This is a genomic window from Paraburkholderia heleia NBRC 101817 (assembly GCF_000739775.1).
GTDB lineage: Bacteria > Pseudomonadota > Gammaproteobacteria > Burkholderiales > Burkholderiaceae > Paraburkholderia > Paraburkholderia heleia.
The window spans coordinates 256874-280065 of the sequence record NZ_BBJH01000007.1; the positions used below are offsets into that span (position 1 = coordinate 256874).

The following is a 23192-nucleotide window of genomic DNA, read 5'->3' on the forward strand; positions in this document are numbered from 1 at the left end:
GGGCTCTTCCCGATATCGTGCTTAAGCCCACAAAATCAAGGGTTTCTCCAGATTGCCGCGGCTTGCGCGCCATACCGGCGGCACGCCGGCAAAAACGAAAAAGCCGCCCGGCGCACGCAGCGCGGACGGCTTTTGCAGCAGCACTGCACCCCGCGAGGGGCGCAGGCGCAAAGCGCCAATCTGAAATTAACGCTTCGAGAACTGCTTGCGGCGACGTGCCTTGTGGAAACCGACCTTCTTACGTTCCACTTCACGTGCGTCACGCGTGACGAAGCCAGCTTGCGACAGTGCCGGCTTGAGCGTCGCGTCGTAGTCCATCAGCGCGCGCGTGATGCCGTGGCGAACTGCGCCGGCCTGGCCGGTTTCGCCGCCGCCCGTCACGTTCACCTTGATGTCGAACGTCGTGCCGTGGTTCGTGAGTTCCAGCGGTTGACGCACGATCATGAGCGACGTTTCGCGCGAGAAGTAGTCGGCGATGGGCTTGCCGTTGACGACGATTTCGCCCTTGCCCGACTTGATGAAGACACGAGCGACGGCGCTCTTGCGGCGGCCCGTACCGTAATTCCAGTTACCGATCATGTGGGCTCCCCTTAGATCTCGAGCGCCTTCGGCTGTTGCGCCGAGTGCGGGTGCGTTGCGTCAGCGTAGACCTTCAGCTTCTTGATCATCGCGTAGCCGAGCGGGCCCTTCGGCAGCATGCCCTTCACGGCCTTCTCGAGCGCGCGGCCCGGGAAGCGTTCCTGCATCTTGCCGAACGTCGTTTCGTAGATACCGCCCGGGTAGCCCGAGTGACGGTAGTACTTCTTGTCGGTGGTCTTGTTGCCCGTGACCTTCAGCTTGCCGGCGTTGATGATGATGATGAAATCACCCGTGTCGACGTGCGGGGTGAACTCAGGCTTGTGCTTGCCGCGAAGACGGCGTGCCACTTCGCTGGCGACACGGCCGAGAACCTTATCCGTCGCGTCAATCACGTACCATTCGCGCTGCACTTCATGTGCCTTGGCGGAAAAAGTCTTCATGATCGATCCAAAAAAATATGCTGTGCCCTGTTGTGCTTTCGCACGTCTGTCCTGCTTGTATGGTGACGCTCGCTGACGTCGGCGCAGGCTCTCCCTGGTTCGAGTTTCCCCGTCTCCGCGCAGGCATGGATGCGGAGAACCTACGATTATAAAGGGAAATTGGGCTGCAAGTCAAAAAGTTGCTTGTGATGGCGCGGATGCGGGCCAAAGCGAAGGCGGCAGACGAAAAAAAGCCCGAACGCGTTTGTTCGGGCTTAATCCACTCTTTGGAGGAGGGTGGAGGAGACATGCTGAGGTGTCGTGAAGCACGACAACCAATAAGCTGAATTATACGGATGGGCGTTGTGCGGCGCAAGGACATTTGCATTGCGAAATGCAACATCACAATGTGAAATCACACCGACCCGGCACGTCAGCAGAAAATTGATTAAAAATCAAATGCTTGCAAATTTGACATGCGAAAAGCATGCGAGACAACTAGAGTCCAGCGCCTAATTGCGCAGGGGAAATCCATCTTGTCCAAAGGTATCGCATCGCAACATTCAAGCAGGTGGCATAAGGCGCGCGCCGCCGTGTCCCCTCGGACATACCAGTAAGGCGCGGGCTACAATGCCGTCTGAATCAGGAAACCGCGCAGAGGCATACGCACATGGAATGCAAAGTTAGCTGGATGGGTCAGGACGGCATGGCGTTCGCGGCCGAAACGGGCAGCGGCCATCTCGTCAACATGGACGGCGCACCGGAAGGCGGCGGCCACAACCTCGCGCCGCGGCCGATGGAAATGGTGCTGCTCGGCACGGGCGGCTGCACGGCCTACGACGTGGTGCTGATCCTCAAGAAGAGCCGCCAGGAAGTGAGTGGCTGCAGCGTGACGCTCAAGGCCGAGCGTGCGAGCGAAGACCCCAAGGTTTTCACGAAGATCCACTTTCACTTCACCGTGACCGGCAAGAACCTGAACCCGGCCACCGTGGAGCGCGCGATCAACCTCTCGCACGACAAGTACTGCTCGGCGTCGATCATGATCGGCAAGACCGCCGAGATCACGCATACGTTCGAGATCGTCGCGGCTTAAGGCCTGCGGCAAAAATCGGCGGCAAAAAGAAAAAGCCGGCGCGGTTCTTCGGAGAACCGCGCCGGCTTTTTGCATGAATGAGGCTGCAAAGCAGGCCGATAAGCCGGATTCTGTGCACGCGCCGCGTCCGAAGACGCGCCGCGCGTGGCAGCCATTCCTCTAGGCGCGCCATTGCTGACGCGCTCAAGCTTCCTACCCGCAGACGGAATGGGGGCCCCATCCTGCATCCCGAAGATGCGCGCCTGCCTACTTGGAATTGCTCCGGGTGGAGGTTACCGTGCCGTCTACGTCGCCGCAGACGCGGTGCGCTCTTACCGCACCGTTTCACCCTTACCTGATCCCGACCGAAGTCGGGCCATCGGCGGTCTGTTCTCTGTTGCCCTGTTCCGCGTGTCGCCACGGATGGCCGTTAGCCATCACCCTGCCCTGTGGAGTCCGGACTTTCCTCGCCTCCTTGGCCGAAACCTCGGAGCCGCGACTGCCTGGCCTGCTTTGCGAGGCGCGATATTAGCACGCGCGGGCGCGACGCGCCGGGGGTCGGATCGACCGCTGCCCGCCGGGCTTTTAGCGAGTCCGTCGACCGGCGCGAAAGACCGTGGCGTCGTCGTAGAACGACGGGTCATCGTTTTGCGCCCACCAGCCCGGAATGCCGAGCACCGGCAGCGGCGCGAAGCTGCGCCCGTTGAGCGCGTCGAGCGTCGCGTCGGCGGCGAGCATGCCGCTCACTGTCTCGTCCAGATACGCGTCGCGTTGCGCACGCGGCCACGTGAAATACGCTTGCGGCGCCTCGACCACCCATGCGTGCGCCGTGCACGCCGCGTAAGGCGAGATCATCTTTTCGAGCAAAGCATGGCCGAATACGCGGACTTCGCAGCGCGCCGCGCCAATCGTCTCCCCGAGAGGCGCTTCCCAGCCTGCGCGCTGCGTCACGAACAGCGTGCGCCAGTCGAAGCCGCGCAACGCCGCTGTCAGCGGCGCATCCGATGAGGCGAAGAGCACCGCGTTCTCGTCGAACAGCGTAAGCGCGTCGCGCACGCCGCCGCGCGTGGGGCCCACGCCCCGCACGTCGATCGCCGCGGCCTGGCGCGCGTTCAGCGTCGCCTTGATGCGCGGGAACGCGAACCAGGCAAGCGCGTTGAAGAAGTCGTGGAGGTTGTGGCGCGTCGGCACGCAGCCCGTCGCCGCGATATGCGCCTCGTAGGCCGAGCCCTCGGGCAGGTCGTGCTGGGCGATGAAGCGCAGCGGCCGGCCGCGGCCCGTGCTTCGTGCGGCAGCCAGCGCATCGGCGTTCAGTTCATCCAGGTACGCCGCGTATCCCGCCAGCGCGGCCTGCTGCCAGCGCCGGCCGCGCGCTTCGTGTTGCGCGAACCACGGGCGGGCCCAGTCGATGTCGGTGAAACTCCCCAGCGGCATGGTCCGGCGCGGGGCGCGCACGGGCATCGGTGCGTGCGCATCGACTGCCCCGACCGGACCAGCCGTTACGCCCGCAGCCACGCCCCGCCCCGCCTCGTTCAAGCGAGTTTCCAGCCGATCGTCTCGCCGCCGCGCAGCGGCACGACGGGCGTGCCGCCTGCCTCGACTTCGGCGGGCAGCGTCCAGCTCTCGCGTTGCAGCGTGACCGTTTCGGTCGCGCGCGGCAGGCCGTAGAAGTCCGCGCCGTAAAAACTCGCGAAGCCCTCGAGCTTGTCGAGCGCGCCGGCGTTGTCGAACGCTTCGGCGTAGAGCTCGAGCGCGTGCAGCGCCGTGTAGCAGCCCGCGCAGCCGCATGCGTGCTCTTTCAGCCCCTTCGGGTGCGGTGCGCTGTCGGTGCCGAGGAAGAAGCGATGATCGCCCGAGGTCGCTGCATCCACGAGCGCCACGCGATGCGTCTCGCGCTTGAGCACGGGCAGGCAGTAGTAATGCGGACGGATGCCGCCCTGGAAGATCGCGTTGCGGTTGTACAGCAGGTGATGCGCGGTGATCGTTGCGCCTAGCAGGCCGGGCGCGGCGCGATCGGCGCGGATGTAGTCGACGGCGTCCTTCGTCGTGATGTGCTCGAACACCACCTTGAGGCCCGGAAAATCGCGGCGCGTCGGAATCATCACGCGGTCGATGAAGACCTTCTCGCGATCGAACAGGTCGATGTCGGCGCTCGTCACTTCGCCGTGCACGAGGAGCGGCATGCCCACTTCCTGCATGGCCTCGAGCGTCTTCGCGCACTTGCGGATGTCGGTCACGCCGGCATCCGAATTCGTCGTCGCGCCCGCCGGATACAGCTTCACGCCGTGCACGAAGCCGCTCGCCTTCGCGCGGCGGATTTCCTCGGGCGGCGTGTTGTCGGTGAGATAGAGCGTCATCAGCGGCTCGAACGTCGAGCCCGCCGGCAACGCCGCGAGAATGCGCTCGCGATAGGCGGCGGCCTGTTCGGTCGTCGTGACCGGCGGCTTGAGGTTCGGCATGATGATCGCACGGCCGAACTGGCGCGCCGTGTGCGGCAGCACGGCCGCGAGCATCGCGCCGTCGCGCACGTGCAGGTGCCAGTCGTCGGGGCGGGCGAGCGTGAGAGTCGTGGGGGAAGAGGCGTTCATGGCAAGAGTCTGGCGCGGTAGTGAACCAACAGCGGGATGAGTGAACGGCGGCAAGTTCGCGGGAACGCGCCCAGGCTGCCGGAAATTCCGGGCATATCACGGCAAAAAAGCGCGGCGCCGATCGATGCAGATCGAACCCGCGCGCTGCCCGCACCGTCGCGTGCACACGACAATCCGCGCTGCATCGACCGCGGCATGCACCCTCGCACGCACCTTCTACGCAGCCCTGCAATGCATCCGACAAATTTCGTATTGGCGACCCGCAGGCCGGTGATATGCTTGGAAAATCATTATTGTAACGGGTCGACGGCGGGTCCCGCCTGGCACTGCAGCCGCCGTCCCAGTCGCATTACGCACCATCAGCACCATGTGCCAACTTCTCGGAATGAATTGCGCCGCGCCGACGGACGTCACGTTCTCCTTCACAGGATTCGCGGCGCGCGGGGGCGCCACCGATCACCATGCCGACGGCTGGGGGATCGCGTTCTTCGAGGACAAGGCCTGCCGCCTCTTCATCGACAACGAGGCCTCGGCGCGTTCGCCTATCGCCGAGATGGTCAAGCACTACCCCATCAAGTCGCGCAACACCATCGCCCACATCCGCAAGGCCACGCAAGGCAACTGCGCGCTCGAGAACAGTCACCCGTTCCAGCGCGAGCTGTGGGGCCGGCACTGGATCTTCGCGCACAACGGCGACCTTCAGGACTTCAATCCGGTGATGTCGGGCGTCTACCAGCCCGTTGGCACGACCGATAGCGAGCGCGCGTTCTGCCTGCTGCTGCAGGGCTTGCGCAAGGCATTTCCCGCTGCGCAGCCGCCGCTCGCCGAGCTGTTCGCGGCGCTGGAGTCGCTCACGCGCGAGGTCACGCAGTTCGGCGTCTTCAACTTCCTGATGTCGAACGGCCAGGCGCTGTTCGCGCATTGCTCGACGCATCTCTACTATCTCGTGCGGCGCTGGCCGTTTTCGACGGCCCATCTCGTCGACGCCGATGTCTCCATCGACTTCGCCAAGTACACGACGCCCGAGGACCGCGTAGCCGTGATCGCCACCGCGCCGCTCACCGACAACGAGGTCTGGACGCGCTTCGCTCCCGGCGACCTGCTGATGTTCCAGCACGGCGACGTGATCGCCCGGGCGAGCGTGCCGGTGCCGCAGAAGGTGCTCGACAAGCTCGCCAACCCTTCGCTCGACGCGTCGGCCAGCGCGCCGTGCGCCGCCCAGCCGGGCGAGATCGACCCGGAAGCCGTGGCCGCCCTGCAAAGCTGGGGCGAGTAAGCCGGTCGAAGGGGGAAGCTGTCAAGCCCAAAACGAAAAGCCGCGCATCGAGCGCGGCTTTTTTTCGACACGTGCAAAGCCTCAGTGCAGGATCTTCGCCAGAAAGTCCTTCGCGCGATCCGACTTCGGGCTCGCAAAGAAGGCTTCCTTCTGGTCGTCCTCGACGATGGCGCCCTTGTCCATGAAGATCACGCGGTGCGCGACCTTCTTCGCAAAGCCCATTTCGTGCGTTACGCACATCATGGTCATGCCTTCCTGGGCAAGCTCCACCATCACGTCGAGTACCTCGTTGATCATCTCGGGGTCGAGCGCCGAGGTCGGCTCGTCGAACAGCATGGCGATGGGGTCCATCGACAGCGCGCGCGCAATCGCCACGCGCTGCTGCTGGCCGCCCGAGAGCTGACCCGGGAATTTGTCGGCATGCGCGCGCAGGCCCACGCGGTCGAGCAGTTTCAGGCCCTTTTGCGTGGCCTCGTCCTTGCTGCGGCCGAGCACCTTGATCTGCGCAAGCGTGAGATTCTCGGTAATCGACAGATGCGGGAACAGCTCGAAGTGCTGAAACACCATGCCCACCTTCGAGCGCAGCTTCGAGAGATTGGTGCGCTTGTCGCCCACCGACTCGCCGTTCACGAGGATCTCGCCCTGCTGGAACGGTTCGAGCCCGTTGACGGTCTTGATGAGCGTGGACTTGCCCGAGCCCGAGGGCCCGCACACGACCACCACCTCACCCTTCTTCACTTCCGTCGTGCAGTCGGCCAGCACCTGGAAATGCCCGTACCACTTCGAAACGTTCTTGATTGAAATCATCTTGCGACCTTTTTCTGAAGACCTTTGACAAGGCTCGACGCGATCACGCAAATCACGAAATAACACGCGCCCGCGAACAGTACCATCTCGACCATCGTTCCGTCACGGTCGCCGATATTGGTGGCGGTGCGGAAGAAGTCGGCGAGGCTGATCACGTACACGAGCGAGGTGTCCTGAAACAGCACGATGGCCTGCGTGAGCAGGAGCGGCACCATCGCGCGGAACGCCTGCGGCAGCACCACGAATTGCATGGCCTGGCCGTAGCGCATGCCGAGCGCGAACGAAGCGTTCACCTGCCCGCGCGGCACCGCCTGAATGCCGGCACGAATGATCTCCGAATAATACGCGGCCTCGAACAGCGAGAACGCGATCATCGCGGAAGCGAGGCGAATGTCGATGTCGGGCGACAGACCCAGCACGTTTTGCAGCACCTGCGGCACGATCAGGAAGAACCACAGCAGGACCATCACGAGCGGGATCGAGCGGAAGACCGTGACGTAGCCCTTGGCGAACCATTCGAGCGGCTTCACGCCGGAAAGCCGCATGAGCGCGAGCAGCGTGCCCCACAGAATGCCGACCACGATTGCACACAGCGTGATCTTGAACGTGATGATCGCGCCCGTCCACAGCGTGGGCAGCGCACCCGGAATGCCGCTCCAGTCGAAGTGATGCATCACTTGCCTCCGATGTAGCCGGGCAGACGCGACTTCGCCTCGACCCAGCGCATGAGCGTCATGACGACGAGGTTGATGAGCACATAAGCGAGCGTGACGGCGATGAACGACTCATAGGTCTGCGCCGTGTAGTCGACGAGCTGCCGCGCCTGGGCCGACAAATCGAGCAAGCCGATCGTCGAGGCGACCGCCGAGTTCTTGAAGATGTTGAGAAACTCGGAGGTGAGCGGCGGCACGATGATGCGGTACGCCACGGGCAGCAGCACGTAGCGGTACGTCTGCCACTGCGTGAAGCCCATCGCGAGGCCGGCTGCACGCTGGCCGCGCGGCAGCGCGTTGATGCCCGAGCGCACCTGTTCGCACACGCGTGCACCGGTAAAGAGCCCGAGACACACGACCGACGCCGAAAAGAACTGCACGCCCGGCGGCGATTGCTTGAACGCAGTGCCGATCGATTGCGGCACGATCTCCGGCAGCACGAAGTACCAGATGAAGAACTGCGCGATAAGCGGAATATTGCGGAAGATCGCCACATAAACGGTGCCGGCGCCCGCGAGAAACCTGTTCGGCGCCGTACGCAGCACGCCGAAGAACGACCCGACGATGAGCGCGATCACCCACGCGCACAGCGACACCGAGACCGTCACCCAGAGACCGGAGAGGATCCAGCCGAGGTACGTGGTGGGTTCGCCCGTCGAGACCGGGCTGAGCAGAATGCCCCAGTTCCAGTGATAGGACATCAGAGACTCCAAGAAAAAGAACGGAAGAAGCGGCGCTTCTTCCGTTCCGTGCTAAACGCTAAATGCGGGTCGACCGGCAGGGGCCGTGTTAATCGATCGCCTTGTCGTTCGGATTCTTGAACAGCGCTTTCATGTCGTCGCTCATCGGGAAGTTCAGGTTGAGACCCTTCGGCGGGATCGGCGACTCGAACCACTTCTTGTAGATCGTTTCGCCTTCGCCCGAGGTCTGGACCTTGGCGATGGCGTCGTCGGCGACCTTCTTGAACTCGGGGTCGTTCTTGCGCATCATGCAGCCGTACGCTTCACGCGACTGCGGCTGGCCGACGATCACGAAGTCGCCCGGATTGTTCGACTTGGCGCGCTCGCCCGCGAGCAGCGCGTCGTCCATCATGAACGCCACTGCGCGGCCCGTGGAGAGCGTCATGAACGACTCGCCGTGGTCCTTCGCGCTAATGATGTTCATGCCCATGCTCTTGTCCTGGTTCATCTTGCGCAGCAGGCGCTCGGACGTCGTGCCCGCCGTCGTCACGACGGTCTTGCCCTTGAGGTCCGCGAAGTCCTTGATGCCCGAATCCTTCTTCGTCATGAGGCGCGTGCCGATCACGAAGATCGTGTTCGAGAAGGCGGCCTGCTGCTGACGTTCGGCATTGTTCGTGGTCGAGCCGCATTCGATGTCCACCGTGCCGTTCTGCACGAGCGGAATGCGGTTCTGCGACGTGATGGGCACCATCTTGACCTTCAGGTTAGGCATGTTCAGCTTCTGCTTGACGGCCTCGACGATCTTCATCGCGTAGTCCTGCGAGTAGCCGATCACATTCTGCTTTTCGTCGTAGTACGAAAAAGGAATGGACGACTCGCGGTGCCCCAGCGAGATGACGCCCGTGTCCTTGATCTTCTTGAGCGTGCCTGCGTCCTGCGCGAAAGCGCTGGTGGCGACGAAACCAAGGAGTGCGAGCAGAGCGGCGGTCTTTTTGATGTGCATTGTTTTCTCCGGTACAAGACAAGAACCGCCGCCAGTTTATCAAAGTAATTATTTTGAAAGAATCAAGAATGACCCTGGCGCAACGCCTGAATGTGCGAAGGCGGACGCCCCCTTGTGGAGGACGTCCGCCTTCTATGCGCCTTGATGTGCAGCGCAAAAACCTGTCACGGCGCAGTCATGGATTCGTCACGTCGCTGCGCGCCCTGGCTGGCGGGGCGTGTGACGCCGCCACGCCTGCAAACCGCGTGCACCGCGTGCAATCAGGGGTACAGACCGCGCATTTCGCGCGCCATCAGGATGCGCTTACATGCAACGATGAACGCCGCGGTACGCATCGAGACCTTCTGCTCGCTCGCAACTTGCCACACGGCCGTGAAGGCTTCGCGCATCACGCGCTCGAGACGTTCGTTAATTTCGTGCTCGGTCCAGAAGAAGCTCGAGAAGTCCTGTACCCACTCGAAGTACGAAACGGTCACGCCGCCCGCGTTCGCCACCACGTCGGGGATCACGAGCACGCCCTTGTCGTGCAGGATGTCGTCGGCTGCCGTCGTGGTCGGGCCGTTGGCGCCTTCCACGATGATCTTCGTGCGGATCCTGCCCGCGTTCTTCTCGGTGATCTGGTTTTCCAGTGCGGCCGGAATGAGGATGTCGGTTTCGACGCTCCAGAATTCCTCGTTCGCCATGACTTCGGCGCCCGAAAAGCCCGCCACGCCGCCCGTCTTCGCAACGTGCTCGAGCAGCGCTTCTGCGTTCATGCCGCTCGAGTTGTAGAGCGAACCGGTATGGTCTTGCACGGCGACGATCTTCGAGCCGGCTTCCTGGAACAGGCGCGCGGCGATGCCGCCCACGTTGCCGAAGCCCTGCACCGCAACGCGTGCGCCGTCGATCGAAAGACCGGTGCGGCGCGCAGCCTCGCAGCCGACGACGAACACGCCGCGCCCCGTGGCTTCGCGGCGGCCGAGCGAGCCGCCAAGCGAGATGGGCTTGCCCGTCACGACGCCCGTGGCCGTCTGGCCCTGGTTCATCGAGTAGGTGTCCATCATCCACGCCATGATCTGCTCGTTCGTGTTGACGTCCGGCGCGGGAATGTCGGTGTTCGGTCCGATGATGATGCCGATTTCGCTGGTGTACCGGCGCGTCACGCGCTCGAGCTCACCACGCGAAAGCGTGCGCGGATCGACGCGGATACCGCCCTTCGCGCCGCCGTACGGCACGTTCACTGCGGCGTTCTTCACCGACATCCACGCGGACAGCGCCATGACTTCGGAGAGCGTAACGTCCTGGTGATAACGCACGCCGCCCTTGCCGGGACCGCGCGAGACGTTGTGCTGGACACGATAGCCTTCGAAGTGCGCAACGGTGCCGTTATCGAGTTCGATGGGGCAGTCGACGATCAGGATGCGCTTCGGACGCTTGAGCGTTTCGAGCCAGCGCGAAAGCGAGCCGAGATACGGCGCCACGCGGTCGACCTGACGAAGATAGTTGCCCCACGGGCCGAGATCGTCGGCGTGGAGATAGGAAGGAACCGACTGCAGTTGGGATGACATGAACGCTCCGATCTAACAAGTGGTGCCATTGTCAGAAAACGCCCACGTGAAATCCAATGCCGTTTGATCATCCCGTTATGCTTTTCGTGCATAACGTCTCCGAAGTCGAAAAAACCTGTCGCGGGCTCCGTGTTTCAGGCCTTGCAGACTGAAATAGCCTGACTGATTTCGTGGTCTTGTGAGTGCAGCCTGCCGCTTCGTCAGCGCCTGCCCTGCGCAAGTTCCTCGCTGACCGCCTCCCACAGCTCACGCACGAGCGCCTGGCGCGCATCGTCGCCCTGCGCCGCGAGCTTGTCGCGATAGAGGCGGATCTCCATGTCGAGCGTGAACTGGCCTTCCGGCACGCCGCGCGTGCCGCGGTCAAGGCGAATCAGCTCGCCCTGGGCCACGGCGTCTTCCACCGCGCTGTGCGGCAAGAAGGCGATGCCGTGACCGGCCAGCGCCATCGCCTTGAGCCCTTCTGCCATGTCCGTTTCGTACACGCGGTCCAGATAGAGCCGGGCCGGTGCGTTGGCAACGATCACCTCGGTCATGCGGCCGAGATACGCGTTCGGCGTATAGGAGAGATAGGGTGCGGGCGCATCGGGCGTGCCGGGCAGCGTGTAACGCGCACGACCCGCGCGCTGCGGCGCCGAGTACGGGCTGATCGACTCGATGCCGAGCGTCAGCGTGTCGTAACGCGCCGGGTCGAGCGTGACAGGATGGCTCGGGTGGTGATAGCCCATCACGAGGTCGCAGCCGCCCTCCACGAGCGAGAGCACGGCGTCGTGCACGTTCAGCGCGCGCAAGCGCGTGTGGATGCGGCCGAGCTTCGCCTCGATGCGCTGCAGCCAGCGCGGGAAGTACGTGAGCGAGAGGGTGTGCGGCACCGCGAACTCGATCGTCGCCGCGGGCGTGGCCGTGTGGCCGCGCAACAGCGTGCGCGCCTCGTGAAACTGCGAAAGCATCGCGAGCGCCTGCTCGTAGAAGACCAGGCCCGCGGCCGTGAGGCGCGTCGGATAAACCGAACGATCGATCAGCTCGGTGCCGAGCCACGCTTCGAGCGCCTGAATGCGGCGCGAAAAAGCCGGCTGCGTCACGTGGCGCAGTTCGGCCGAGCGACTGAAACTATGCGTCTCCGCCAGCGAGACGAAGTCTTCGAGCCATTTGAGTTCCATGCGGGGCCAGCGAGCGGATGAGAAGTCCGCATTCTAGGCCCGCGCTCGCACGCCTGGGCGCCGGCGCGGCGAATATCGCGCGGCGCGCCGGCCACGCCGCGCCGGTCGCCGACGGCGCCGCCCTCGGCCCCCTGGCGGCAAGGTGATAAAATGTGCGGTTCCCGCCGTCCCGAAATCTGACTGCAACCGACCGCCAACCGACTGCAAACTGAGCGTAACGCGCCACGTTACGTCCCCATCATGTCCGACACTCGTCCCGATACCCTCTTCGCGCTCAACGCGCTCTCCCCGCTCGACGGCCGCTACGCCTCGAAAACCGAAGCGCTGCGCGACTGGCTCTCGGAAGCCGCGTTCATGCGCAATCGCGTAACGGTGGAAATCCACTGGCTGATCGCGCTGTCGCAGGCCGGTTTCGCGGAAGTGCCGCGCTTCTCGGCAGCCTCGGAGCAATTCCTGCTCAAGCTCGCCGAAAACTTCACGGCGCACGACGCCGCGCGCATCAAGGAGATCGAGCGCGTGACGAACCACGACGTGAAGGCCGTGGAGTACTGGCTCAAGGAGTCGGTGAAGGGTCAGCCGGAACTGGAGCGCGCAAGCGAGTTCATCCACTTCGCCTGCACCTCGGAAGACATCAACAACACGTCGCACGGCCTGATGCTCGCGGGCGCACGCGAGCACGTGATCCTGCCGGCGCTGCGCTCGGTGCATCAACGTCTCGTCGCGCTCGCGCACACGCACGCCGACCAGCCGATGCTCTCGCGCACGCACGGCCAGCCGGCCAGCCCCACGACGCTCGGCAAGGAACTCGCCAACGTCGCGGCGCGTCTCGCGCGTGCGATCCAGCGCATCGAGAAGGTCGAACTGCTCGGCAAGATGAATGGCGCGGTCGGCAACTTCAACGCGCATCTCTCGGCGTATCCGGAGTTCGACTGGGAAGCCTTCTCGAAGGAAGTGGTCGAGCAACGCCTGAAGCTCACGTTCAATCCGTACACGATCCAGATCGAGCCGCACGACTACATGGCGGAACTGTTCGACGCCGTCGCGCGCGCGAACACGATCCTGCTCGATCTCGACCGCGACGTCTGGGGCTACATCTCGCTCGGCTACTTCAAGCAGAAGACGAAGGCCGGCGAAATCGGCTCGTCGACCATGCCGCACAAGGTCAACCCGATCGACTTCGAAAACTCGGAAGGCAACCTGGGCCTCGCGAACGCCACGCTGCGCCACCTCGCCGACAAGCTGCCTGTTTCGCGCTGGCAGCGCGACCTCACCGACTCGACGGTGCTGCGCAACATCGGCGTGGCGCTCGGTTACTCGCTGCTCGCGTACGACGCGCTGATCCGCGGCCTGGACAAGCTCGAAGTGAATCCGCAGCGCCTGAACGACGACCTCGACGCCACGTGGGAGGTGCTGGCCGAGCCGGTGCAGACGGTCATGCGCCGCTACGGCATCGAGAACCCGTACGAGCAGCTGAAGGAGCTCACGCGCGGCAAGGGCATTACGCGTGAAGCGCTGCAGACGTTCGTGAGCGGTCTGGCGATTCCTGAAGACGCGAAAAAGCGTCTGCTGGAGATGACGCCTGCATCGTACGTCGGCAAGGCGGCGGAACTGGCGAAGCGCATTGCGTAATCGCTCAAACCGCAAGCCATAAAAAAAGCGCTCGATCGAATCGGGCGCTTTTTCGTTTACCGCCGCGTGATCGCGTGATCGTGCGCGAGCGCGAAATCAGGAGGCCTGATTGCGGCGCGTTTCCATTTGCTTCATCACCTCGTCGACGATCTGCTCGGGCGTGAGTTCGATGCTGACCTCGATCGCCTCATCGGCTGCCGGCTCTTCGAGCGTATCGAGCTGGCTTTGCAGCAGCGACGGATCGAAGAAGTGGCCGGTGCGCGAAGCGAGGCGCTCGTGCAGCATCTCGACGGAGCCCTTCAGGTAGACGAAGCACACGTCGCGGTCGTTGCCGCGCAGGATGTCGCGATACGAGCGCTTGAGCGACGAGCAGGTGAACACGGCCGTTTCGTGGGCGCGCTGCTTCTCCTCGATCGCCGCGCGAATCGTCCGCAGCCACGGCCAGCGGTCGTCGTCGGTGAGGGGAATGCCGTCGTGCATCTTCTTCTTGTTGGCTTCGCTGTGGAAGGCGTCGCCGTCGGTGAAGCTGCACTTGAGGCGCTCGGCGAGCAATTCGCCGATGCGTGTCTTGCCCGCGCCCGACACGCCCATCGCTATCAGAATCATTTACTGCTCCCAGTCTTACACCACCGCTGCGAGGGCGAAGGTCAAGCCAAGGCCCAGCAGCGAAATAATGGTCTCCAGCAACGACCATGTCTTGAACGTCTGCACGACGCTCATGCCGAAGTACTCCTTGATCAGCCAGAATCCGCCGTCGTTGACGTGCGAGAAGATCAGCGAGCCCGAGCCCGTGGCGAGCACGAGCAGCTCCGGCTTCACGGTCATGGCGCTGGCCGATGCGATCGGCGCGACGATGCCGCAGGCCGTGGTCATGGCGACCGTGGCCGAGCCCGTCGCGAGACGGATCAGCGCGGCGACGAGCCAGCCGAGCAGCAGCGGCGACAGATGTTCGTTCTGCGCCAGCTCGACGATCTGCTTCGACACGCCACTGTCCATGAGCACGCGGCCAAAGCCGCCGCCCGCGCCCACGATCAGCGTGATGCCCGCGATCGGCGCGAGACAGTCGCCGCAGAACTTCTGGATCTGCTCGCGTGTAAAGCCGCGTTGCGCGCCGAAGGTCCAGAAGCTTACCAGCACGGCGATCAGCAGCGCGACGTCCGAGGTGCCGATAAAGTGCAACAGATTGTTCGGCAACGTCCTGGGCGCGAACACGAGATCGGCCCAACTGCCGATCAGCATGAGGATTACGGGCAGCAGGATCGTGAAGAGCGTGACGCCGAAGCCGGGCAGTTCGCTATCGGGCTTGGGGTCGGCCTTGCTCACGAACTGGTCGGCAAGCGGATTGCTCTCCGGCAGCTTGATGTAGCGGTGAATGAAGAGCGCGAAAAGCGGCCCGGCGATGATCGCCGTGGGCACGCCCACGATCAGGCCGTAAGCGATGGTCTTGCCGATGTCGGCGTGATACGCCTGCACGGCCAGCAGCGCGGCCGGGTGCGGCGGAATCAGCCCGTGCACGACCGAAAGGCCTGCCACCATCGGCAGGCCGATCAGCAGCAGCGACTTGCCGGTGCGCTTGGCGACGTTGAACGCGATCGGAATGAGCAGCACGAAGCCGACTTCGAAGAACACCGGCAAGCCGACGATGATCGCGACGACCATCATGGCCCAGTGAATGTTCTTCTCGCCGAACCAGCGAATGAGCGTCGTGGCAATGCGCTCGGCACCGCCCGACTCCGCCATCATCTTGCCGAGCATCGTGCCGAGGCCCACCACGATGGCGATGTGGCCGAGCGTGTTGCCGTTGCCGGTCTCGAACGACTTGACGATCTGATCCATCGGCATGCCGACGGCGAGGCCGAGCAGCAGCGAAACGATGATCAGGACGAGAAACGGATAAACCTTGAAGCGCGTGATCAGCAGGATCAGCGCGGCGATCGCGACGAGCGCGTAAATCAGCAGCATGCTGCCGTGGGCCACTCCCATGAGGCTCCTCTTCAGGTAGTTGTTCGACGTCCTTTTGCCCTGTGCGGCGACGGATGAGCGCAGCAGCGGCCCACGCGGGACAAAAGGGCCGGCCGTCGCCGGGCCGGGGATTGTAGAGCTTATAACGACTTTTGGTGCCGCGTGCCTGAAAGACACGCGAAGACACGCGAGCCGCGCAAACCACGCGCCTGAAAGGCGCCGTTTGCGCGGCTCGTTGCGCGCTCCCTCGTTCAAGCGGGGCGGGGCATTCCAGTCTTCGTTGCGCCGCAGCATGCGGCACGCGCGTCAAGCAGACGCGCTCATTTAGCGCACCGGGCGCGACAGCTCGCTCGCGGCGTGCGCAAGGCGCGTGACTTCGTCCCAGTTCTGCGCGGCGATCGCCGCCTTCGGCGTGAGCCACGAACCGCCCACGCATACCACGTTGGGCAGCGCGAGGAAGGTCGGCGCGGATTCGGCGCTGATACCGCCCGTGGGGCAGAACTTGAGCGTCGGGAACGGGCCGTGGAAGGCCTGCAGCATGTTCAGCCCGCCGGCCGGAACCGCCGGGAAGAACTTGACGATCTCGTAGCCCAGTTCCATCGCGACGATGATGTCGGTCGGCGTCATCACGCCCGGCAGCAGCGGCAGGCCCGCATCGAGCGAAGCCTGATGGATCTCGCGCGTGAGGCCCGGCGAAACGCCGAACTGTGCACCGGCCTGCTTCGCGAGCGCGCAATGCTCGGGCTTCGTGATCGTGCCCACGCCCACGACGATATCCGGCGCGATCTTCGCGGCGCGCTCGATCGCTTCGAGGCCGGCCTTCGTGCGCAGCGTGATTTCGAGCACCTTCACGCCGCCCGCGTGGAGTGCGCGGGAAACATGCTCGCCCTGCTCCGGCGTATCGAATGCGAGCACCGGGATGACGGGACCGAGGCGAACGATGTCGGCGACTGTGCTATTTGCCATGTTCAGGCTCCTTGATGATGAATTGAGTTCGCGGCGTGGGCCGGCGCGGGGGTGGCTGCGGTGGCCGGTGCCGGCGCGGCCTGCTCGCCCACGAGCGGACCGAACACCGTCGCGCCCAGTTCCGCCGGCGCGGCGGTGGCGCGGAACACGCCGAACAGTTCGCGGCCAAAGCCCACTTCATTGAGTTCCTGATGCGCCGGCTGCGCAACCGGGCGCGCGTCCCACTCGGCGGCATCCACTTCGACGTCGAGCACGCCTTCCACCGCGTCGATCACGATCGTATCGCCGTCGCGCACCTTGCCGATCGGGCCGTGCAGCAGCGTTTCCGGCGAGACGTGGATGACCGCGGGCACCTTGCCCGACGCGCCCGACATGCGCCCGTCGGTCACGAGCGCGACGTGAAAGCCCTTGTCCTGCAGCACGCCGAGCAGCGGCGTGAGGCGGTGCAGCTCCGGCATGCCATTCGCGCGCGCGCCCTGGAAGCGTACGACGGCCACGAAATCGCGCTCGAGTTCGCCGCGGTCGAATGCTTCCTGCACGGCTTCCTGAGAATCGAACACGATGGCGGGCGCACGCACCTTGCGGCGCTCCGGCGCGACAGCGGAAACCTTGATGACGCCGCGGCCCAGACGCCCCTGCATCAGGCGCAGCCCGCCGTCCGGCTGGAACGGCGTCGGCAGCGGACGCAGCACGGTCTCGTCGGCGCTCTTCTCGACCGCCGGCACCCACGTGAGCTTGCCGTCGATGAGCTTCGGCTCCTCGGTGTAATGACGCAGTCCACGGCCCGCGACGGTATTCACGTCTTCGTGCAGCAACCCGCCGTCGAGCAGCTCGCGCACGAGGAAGGCGATGCCGCCCGCGGCGTGGAAATGGTTCACGTCGGCCTTGCCGTTCGGATAGACGCGCGCGAGCAGCGGCACGGCATCGGAAAGCACGTCGAAGTCGTTCCAGTCGATGATGACGCCCGCCGCCCGCGCCATCGCCACGAGGTGCAGCGTGTGGTTGGTCGAGCCGCCCGTCGCCATCAGCGCGACGATGCCGTTGATCACGGCCTTCTCGTCGACCACATGGCCGATCGGCGTGTAGTTGCCGCGCTCGACGGTGAGTTCGAGCACGCGGCGCGCCGCAGCGGCGGTGAGTTCGTCGCGCAACGGCGTATGCGGATGGATGAACGCCGAGCCCGGCAAATGCAGGCCCATGACCTCCATGAGCATCTGGTTGCTGTTGGCCGTGCCGTAGAACGTGCAGGTGCCGTGGCCGTGGTACGCGGCGGCCTCCGATTCGAGCAGCGCCGCGCGATCGCACTGACCCGTGGCGAACTGCTGACGCACCTTGGCCTTGTCGTCGTTCGTAATGCCGCTCGTCATCGGGCCGGCGGGCACGAAAATGGTCGGCAAGTGGCCGAATTGCAGCGCGCCGATCAGGAGGCCCGGCACGATCTTGTCGCACACGCCAAGGCACAGCGCCGCATCGAACATGTTGTGCGTGAGCGCGACGGCCGTGCTCATCGCGATCACTTCGCGCGAAAAGAGCGACAGCTCCATGCCGGCGTTGCCCTGCGTCACGCCATCGCACATCGCCGGTACGCCGCCCGCGAACTGTGCGACGCCGCCGCCTTCGCGGGCCGCCTTCTTGATGATGTCGGGGAAATCCTTGTAGGGCGCGTGCGCCGAGAGCATCTCGTTGTACGCCGAGACGATACCGATATTCGGTTCACGAATCGCCTTGATCGAGATCTTGTCGCGGCCTTCGAGGCCGGCGAAGCCGTGGGCGAGATTCGCGCACGAGAGCGCGCCGCGCGCCGGGAACCGGTCCTGAGCCGCCGCGATGCGCGCGAGATAGGCCTCGCGGGTGGGCTTGCTGCGCTCGATCACGCGCTGCGTGACCTTCATCAACTGAGAATGCGGGGAAACCATCGAATCTCCTTCCTTCTTGTCACGGCGGGGACGCTCGGGGCCAGATCAGGCGCGCAGGTCACGCACCAGACAGCGATGGCGCGATGTTAGTAGAAAAACTACACGAAGACAATTCCGGTAAGACCCTGGGAGCACGACGTTAAACGAACGCCTAGTCTCATTATTTACAGGCCTTGCGCGTTGATGCACGTCCGGACTGAAAAGAAGCAAACATCGATCATGTAGTTTTTGTACATAACGTCCGATCCGTTATAGTCCACGGATCTTTCAGCATAGTGCGAGTTTCCCGATGCTGCTGTCCCAGGTGAAAGCCATGCGCGAGCAATTGCGCCCTTCGGAGCGCAAGCTCGCCGATTACGTGATCCAGGCGCCGCGCGAGGTGCTCGATCTGTCGATGACCGAGGTCGCCGAGCGTGCGGGTGTCAGCCAGCCGACCATCGCGCGGTTTTGCCATGCGCTGGGGTTCTCGGGATTCAGGGAGTTCAAGATTCGCCTCGCGCAGGCAGTCGCGGCGGATCTGCCCACGGAACATCCGGCCGTGTACCGCGACGTGAGCCCGGACGAGCCGGTGCCGGGCGTCGCGGCCAAGGTGCTCGAGCGCACCATCGGTGCGCTCGTGCAGGTGCGCAACAACCTCTCCACGGACTCGCTCGCCGCGGCGATCGGCCTGCTCGCGCATGCGGCGCGTATCGAGTTTTATGGGGCGGGTGGCTCGGGCATCGCCGCGCAGGATATGCAGCACAAGTTCTTCCGGCTCGGCATGCCGAGCGTCGCGTATTCGGATCCACAGACGTTCCTGATGTCGGCGGCGCTACTCGGCCCCGGCGACGTGGTCGTGGCGATCTCGAACACGGGGCGCACGCGCGACATCGTGGACGCCGCGCGCACGGCGCTCGATCGCGGCGCCAAGGTGATCGCGATCACGCATGGCACTTCGCCGCTCGCGCGCCTCGCGAGCGTGGGCCTGCACGCGAACGTCGATGAGGACACCGATGTTTTCTCGCCGATGACTTCGCGGACTTCGCATCTCGCGATCGGCGACATACTCGCGGTGGGGGTCGCGCTGCAGCGCGGTCCGGAGCTTGCGGAGAAACTCGCCGATGCGAAGGAAATCATCGCGCGAAGAAGGCTGGACGCGAACGGCTGACAGCCGGTCAGAAGGCGTGCCACAAAAAACGGACTCCGGGTGAGTCCGCTGCGCGCTTCGGCCCATAGCGAAGCCGGTTGTACCTCAGACGCTCACCACTGGTATGCCATACCGCCGCCGACCGTGGCACCGCCACCCGATGCATAACCGCCGCCCACCTTCACCTTGAGATTCTGCGTGATGCGCGCCGATGCGCCGAGCGCCACTGCCTGATAGCCCTGGAAGTTGGCTGTACCGATACCCACCGCGACGGTCTTGCCCTGATCGACTTCCGGGATCATCGTCAGCGCGGTTGCCGCCGCGATACCGCCGTACGCGTTGCGCGCCACCGAATTGACGCTGCCCTGGAGCGCGTTCAAGCCGCTCTGGAACTGCCCCATGTTCACCGCATCGGTGGCGTTGACGCCATTCGCGACATGGGTCATTCGACGCTCATTGCCTCGCGAGCCCACGGACACGGTGTTGTCCTCGTCCGCCACCGAGTTTGCACCCAGTGCGGCCGAGTTGTTGCCCGTGGCCTTCGCCGAGTCGCCGATCGCCGTCGAGTTCGCACCCGAAGCAACCGCACCGCCGCCTGCCGCGATCGAGCTGGGGCCCGTGGCCGAAGCCGCGCCGCTCGTCGTGGTGGTCGACAGATACTCGGATCCGGTGACGCTGATGTTCTGAATCTGCTGATTCAGGTTCGCGACCTCGACGTTCGTGGCGTACAACTGCGAGCCCGTTACGGCGTCCGTGCTCGACGCCGAGAGCTCGGCATCCTGCAGGTTGGTCAGCCTCGCCGCAGTCGTCGAATCCGTGCCGCCCAGCGTGACCTTGTCGCGTGCCGACGAGTCGTACTGCACCGCGTTCGCCACCTGGCCCGAGATGTCAGTCACCGTTTGCTCGATGTTCGTTACGCGGCCGTCGATGTTCGTTACGCGACTGTCGATGCTCGAGATCGCGCTACCCACGTTGTGGTAAGTGCCGCCACCCACGACATACGTCGGCGCCGAGACCGAGCCGTCGGGATTGACCGTCGAACCGCCGCCCAGCGCGCCGGCCGCGCTCGAGGCGACACCGTACAGCTGGCCGCCGTTCACAGCCTCGGTGCTGCCAGCCGCGACGACACCATTCGCCACGTTGCGCAGCACGACCGGCGCATGACCCGAGCCCCCAAACGTGACCGTGTTCAGCGACGTGTCATCGTAGGCGACGAACGCGTTCGAGATGTTGCCCGAGGGACCGACCTTCGCTCCCATCGCTTCGAGCTGGGCGACGTTGACGGCGTCGTTCGCATCCACGCCGTTCGCCACGTTGTGCAACACGACCGGCGCATGACCCGAGCCCCCAAACGTGACCGTGTTCAGCGACGTGTCGTCGTACGCGACGAAGGCGTTGGTGATGTTGCCGGAGTCATCGGTCGTCGCGCCCAGTGCGTAGAGCTGGGAGCCGTTCACCGCATCGAGGCTCGTGGCGTTCAGTGCGCCGTTTGCCACGTTCGTCAAGACGACCGGTGCGTGGTCCTTGCCACCGAGCGTCACCCCGTTCATCGACGCGTCGTCGTAGTGCACAGCGTTCTGGTCCGTGCCACTGCCGCCGCCTGCGTTCAGCGCGGCAATCGCATCGCCGACGTTGTTGTAGGTCCTGTGATCGACGGTATAGGTCGGACTCACGATCGAACCGTCTGCGCTGTACGTCGAACCGCCACCGAGCGCGCCGGCCGTCGAGCTGGCAAGGTTGTACAACTGCGCACCGTTCACTGCGTCAAAGCTCGTAGCCGAGACTTCACCCCGCGCCACGTTGTGCAGCCCGACCGGCGTGATTGCAGCCGCGCCGCCCAGCGTTACCGAGTCATGCGCGGACGTGTCGTACTTCACCGCATCGGCCAGCTGGCCGTTGATGTTCGTGACGTCGCCAGTGATGTTGTTGATGTCCGCAGCGTTCCGGCTGACCTGCTGATTCGTGGCATACAGCTGCGAGCCGTTCACCGCATCCGCGCTGTTCGCGCTCAGTTCACCCGCCGCTACGTTGTGCAGGCCAACAGGCGTGGTGGCATCCACACCGCCCAGCGTCACCGAGTCGTGTGTCGACGTGTCGTACTTCACCGCATCGGCCAGTTGGCCGTTGATGTTCGTGACGTCGCCTTGCAGGTTCGTGATGTTGGTCGTGTTCTGCGTCACGCGTCCATCGAGGTTCGTGATCGCACCACCTACGTTGTCATAGGTGCTGCCACCCACGTTATACGTCGGGTTCGAGATCGAGCCATCGCTGTTCACCGTCGAGCCGCTGCCGAGCGAATCCGCCGTCGAGCTGGCCAGTTTGTACAACTGCGAGCCGTTCACCGCGTCGAAGCTCGTTGCCGAGACTGCGCCCGAAGCTACGTTATGCAGTTCCACCGGCGTGGTGGCATCCGTGCCGCCTAGCGTCACCGAGTCGTGTGTCGACGTGTCGTACATCACCGCGTCAGCCAGTTGACCGTTGATGTTCGTGACGTCGCCAGCGATGTTGGTCACGTCGACCGACAGGTTCGAGATGCTCTGGTTCGTCGCATACAGCTGCGAACCGTTCACCGCATCCGCGCTGTTCGCGCTCAGCTCACCCGCCGCCACGTTGTGCAGGCCAACAGGCGTGGTGGCATCCATACCGCCCAGCGTCACCGAGTCGTGCGCCGACGCGTCGTACTTCACCGCATCGGCCAGCTGGCCATTGATGTTCGTCACGTCGCCCAGCAAATTGCTGATGTCGGTTGTGTTCTGCGTGACCTGCTGGTTGGTCGCGAACAGTTCCGAGCCATTCACCGCGTCGGTCGACGAAGCCGTCAGTTGGCCCGCCGCCACGTTGGTGATCGTGCGCTCCCTGCCCGCCGAACCCACTGAGACCGTGCTCTGCGCGTTCGTGCCTGCGAAGCTATAGCTCTTTCCGCCGATCGTCGCGCCCGACGTGTTCGCCACGGCCGCCGTGGTCGTAAGTGTGCCCAGTGCCACGTCGTTTGCATTGGTCGCAACGGCGTTCGTGCCTAGCGCCACTGAGCCGTTACCGGCTGACGTCGATCTGGTACCGATGGCAACCGAGCCGTCGCCGGCCGAAGTCGTCGACGCACCCATCGCCACCGACCCGTAACCCGACGCCTCGTTGTAACTGCCGATTGCGGAGGAGAAGTCGCCACTAGCGACTGTGCGGTAGCCCAGAGCACTGCTCGCAACGCCGGCCGCCGTTGCGAGCGAACCCACCACGGTTCCAAACGCAGCCGAAGCGGTGGCACCGAAGCCAACCACGCCCGCATTCTGGCCACTGGCAAGCGTGTATTGGCCGATTGCCATTGATCCTGCCCCTGCGGCACTGGCACTGGAGCCGATCGCAAAATTGAACTGCTGGAGATTGCGACCATCCTTTGTAATCAAAAACACATTTGAAGTATTAGCCGCATAAGCGCCCGTACCAATCGCAACATTTGCGCCAACGCCGTTGTCATTCGCAGCGGTGCTACCCGTCCCGCCAGCGCTATAGGGGTGCGCCTGGCTGGCCACGCCCAGCGCCGCGACGGCAATCGCCACCGCCTTCACATTGCCCTTGGCTTTGCGCTTGCCTTTCGCGTTTTCTGCCACTGCCACCCACGTTCTTGTGGTTTCGTTCCAGACTGATTGGTATGCCTTGTTCATTCCTGTCCCTGGTGAATTTCCTACAGATCTACCGGACCAATAGGTGATGACAGCAGCAACTTTATGGGCTGGAAATCACAGGGAGAATAAGAG

At 64.1% G+C, this 23192-nt stretch carries 20 protein-coding genes, 1 other RNA gene and 1 pseudogene; 4 read left to right on the forward strand and 18 right to left on the reverse strand.

Annotated elements, in window-relative coordinates; all coding sequences use genetic code 11:
- Positions 1-21: 21 nt before the first annotated feature.
- The 3 genes from BHE01S_RS39515 to rplM are packed head-to-tail and all read right to left on the reverse strand — an operon-like array spanning position 22 to position 1019.
- Complete coding sequence (locus tag BHE01S_RS39515) at positions 22-144, reverse strand: hypothetical protein (protein ID WP_281177747.1); 123 nt, start codon at positions 142-144, stop codon at positions 22-24.
- 42 nt (positions 145-186) lie between these two features.
- The gene (rpsI, locus tag BHE01S_RS08395) at positions 187-579 is read right to left on the reverse strand and encodes a 30S ribosomal protein S9 (protein ID WP_028209425.1); all 393 of its coding nucleotides are present in this window, start codon (positions 577-579) and stop codon (positions 187-189) included.
- A gap of 11 nt (positions 580-590) precedes the next feature.
- A complete protein-coding gene (gene rplM / locus BHE01S_RS08400; RefSeq protein ID WP_027795838.1) occupies positions 591-1019 on the reverse strand; it encodes a 50S ribosomal protein L13 in 429 nt (142 codons plus the stop codon).
- A gap of 649 nt (positions 1020-1668) precedes the next feature.
- Between rplM and BHE01S_RS08405 the strand changes: the two genes are divergently transcribed.
- A complete protein-coding gene (locus tag BHE01S_RS08405) occupies positions 1669-2091 on the forward strand; it encodes an OsmC family protein (RefSeq protein WP_027795839.1) in 423 nt (140 codons plus the stop codon).
- 83 nt (positions 2092-2174) lie between these two features.
- On the opposite strand, the gene rnpB is transcribed toward BHE01S_RS08405, so the two are convergent.
- From rnpB to pyrC, 3 genes are all read right to left on the reverse strand, one after another.
- An RNA gene (gene rnpB / locus BHE01S_RS35965) (RNase P RNA component class A) lies at positions 2175-2585 on the reverse strand.
- A gap of 70 nt (positions 2586-2655) precedes the next feature.
- Entirely contained in the window at positions 2656-3606 is a 951-nt protein-coding gene (locus BHE01S_RS08410; RefSeq protein ID WP_407669481.1) for a DUF3025 domain-containing protein, read from the reverse strand.
- Positions 3603-4658: a dihydroorotase gene (pyrC, locus tag BHE01S_RS08415; protein ID WP_042262558.1), complete on the reverse strand. Its 1056-nt coding sequence runs from the start codon at positions 4656-4658 to the stop codon at positions 3603-3605. The genes BHE01S_RS08410 and pyrC overlap by 4 nt, the downstream gene beginning before the upstream one ends.
- Before the next feature lie 367 nt (positions 4659-5025).
- On the opposite strand from pyrC, the gene BHE01S_RS08420 reads away from it, so the two are divergent.
- Entirely contained in the window at positions 5026-5934 is a 909-nt protein-coding gene (locus BHE01S_RS08420) for a class II glutamine amidotransferase (RefSeq protein WP_084068666.1), read from the forward strand.
- A gap of 81 nt (positions 5935-6015) precedes the next feature.
- Here the strand turns inward: BHE01S_RS08420 and BHE01S_RS08425 are convergent, their stop codons facing one another.
- The 6 genes from BHE01S_RS08425 to BHE01S_RS08450 form a co-directional block, all read right to left on the reverse strand.
- Entirely contained in the window at positions 6016-6741 is a 726-nt protein-coding gene (locus BHE01S_RS08425) for an amino acid ABC transporter ATP-binding protein (RefSeq protein ID WP_042262564.1), read from the reverse strand.
- Positions 6738-7415, reverse strand: a complete 678-nt coding sequence (gltK, locus tag BHE01S_RS08430; protein WP_042262567.1) for a glutamate/aspartate ABC transporter permease GltK — start codon at positions 7413-7415, stop codon at positions 6738-6740. The genes BHE01S_RS08425 and gltK overlap by 4 nt, the downstream gene beginning before the upstream one ends.
- The gene (locus BHE01S_RS08435; protein ID WP_042262570.1) at positions 7415-8155 is read right to left on the reverse strand and encodes an amino acid ABC transporter permease; all 741 of its coding nucleotides are present in this window, start codon (positions 8153-8155) and stop codon (positions 7415-7417) included. Before BHE01S_RS08435 ends, gltK begins: the two co-directional genes overlap by 1 nt.
- An 88-nt stretch (positions 8156-8243) precedes the next feature.
- Entirely contained in the window at positions 8244-9137 is an 894-nt protein-coding gene (locus tag BHE01S_RS08440; protein WP_042262573.1) for a glutamate/aspartate ABC transporter substrate-binding protein, read from the reverse strand.
- 260 nt (positions 9138-9397) lie between these two features.
- On the reverse strand, positions 9398-10684 hold the full coding sequence (locus tag BHE01S_RS08445) for a Glu/Leu/Phe/Val family dehydrogenase (RefSeq protein WP_042262575.1): 1287 nt from the start codon (positions 10682-10684) through the stop codon (positions 9398-9400).
- A gap of 200 nt (positions 10685-10884) precedes the next feature.
- Positions 10885-11841: a LysR family transcriptional regulator gene (locus BHE01S_RS08450; RefSeq protein WP_042262577.1), complete on the reverse strand. Its 957-nt coding sequence runs from the start codon at positions 11839-11841 to the stop codon at positions 10885-10887.
- 240 nt (positions 11842-12081) lie between these two features.
- Here BHE01S_RS08450 and purB point away from each other — a divergent pair, with 240 nt between their 5' ends.
- Positions 12082-13470, forward strand: coding sequence for an adenylosuccinate lyase (gene purB / locus BHE01S_RS08455; protein ID WP_042262579.1), 1389 nt, complete (start codon positions 12082-12084; stop codon positions 13468-13470).
- A 96-nt stretch (positions 13471-13566) separates the two neighbouring features.
- On the opposite strand, the gene BHE01S_RS08460 is transcribed toward purB, so the two are convergent.
- The 4 genes from BHE01S_RS08460 to edd all read right to left on the reverse strand — a co-directional run bounded on the left by BHE01S_RS08460 (position 13567) and on the right by edd (position 18314).
- Positions 13567-14076 carry a gluconokinase gene (locus tag BHE01S_RS08460; RefSeq protein WP_042262582.1) on the reverse strand — a complete coding sequence of 170 codons (510 nt, stop codon included), beginning with the start codon at positions 14074-14076 and terminating at the stop codon, positions 13567-13569.
- 15 nt (positions 14077-14091) lie between these two features.
- Positions 14092-15453 (reverse strand): GntP family permease, encoded by a 1362-nt coding sequence (locus BHE01S_RS08465; protein WP_042262584.1) that lies wholly within the window; start codon positions 15451-15453, stop codon positions 14092-14094.
- Positions 15454-15756: 303 nt separating this feature from the next.
- Complete coding sequence (eda, locus tag BHE01S_RS08470) at positions 15757-16398, reverse strand: bifunctional 4-hydroxy-2-oxoglutarate aldolase/2-dehydro-3-deoxy-phosphogluconate aldolase (RefSeq protein WP_042262586.1); 642 nt, start codon at positions 16396-16398, stop codon at positions 15757-15759.
- A gap of 2 nt (positions 16399-16400) precedes the next feature.
- Positions 16401-18314 carry a phosphogluconate dehydratase gene (gene edd, locus BHE01S_RS08475; RefSeq protein ID WP_042262588.1) on the reverse strand — a complete coding sequence of 638 codons (1914 nt, stop codon included), beginning with the start codon at positions 18312-18314 and terminating at the stop codon, positions 16401-16403.
- Between the two features lie 289 nt (positions 18315-18603).
- Between edd and BHE01S_RS08480 the strand changes: the two genes are divergently transcribed.
- Complete coding sequence (locus BHE01S_RS08480) at positions 18604-19461, forward strand: MurR/RpiR family transcriptional regulator (protein ID WP_042262590.1); 858 nt, start codon at positions 18604-18606, stop codon at positions 19459-19461.
- A gap of 92 nt (positions 19462-19553) precedes the next feature.
- Here the strand turns inward: BHE01S_RS08480 and BHE01S_RS08485 are convergent, their stop codons facing one another.
- Positions 19554-22760, reverse strand: a complete 3207-nt coding sequence (locus BHE01S_RS08485) for a YadA-like family protein (protein ID WP_245639674.1) — start codon at positions 22758-22760, stop codon at positions 19554-19556.
- A gap of 204 nt (positions 22761-22964) precedes the next feature.
- Positions 22965-23099: pseudogene (locus BHE01S_RS39770) on the reverse strand (ESPR domain-containing protein); the annotation flags it as partial.
- Between the last annotated feature and the right edge of the window lie 93 nt (positions 23100-23192).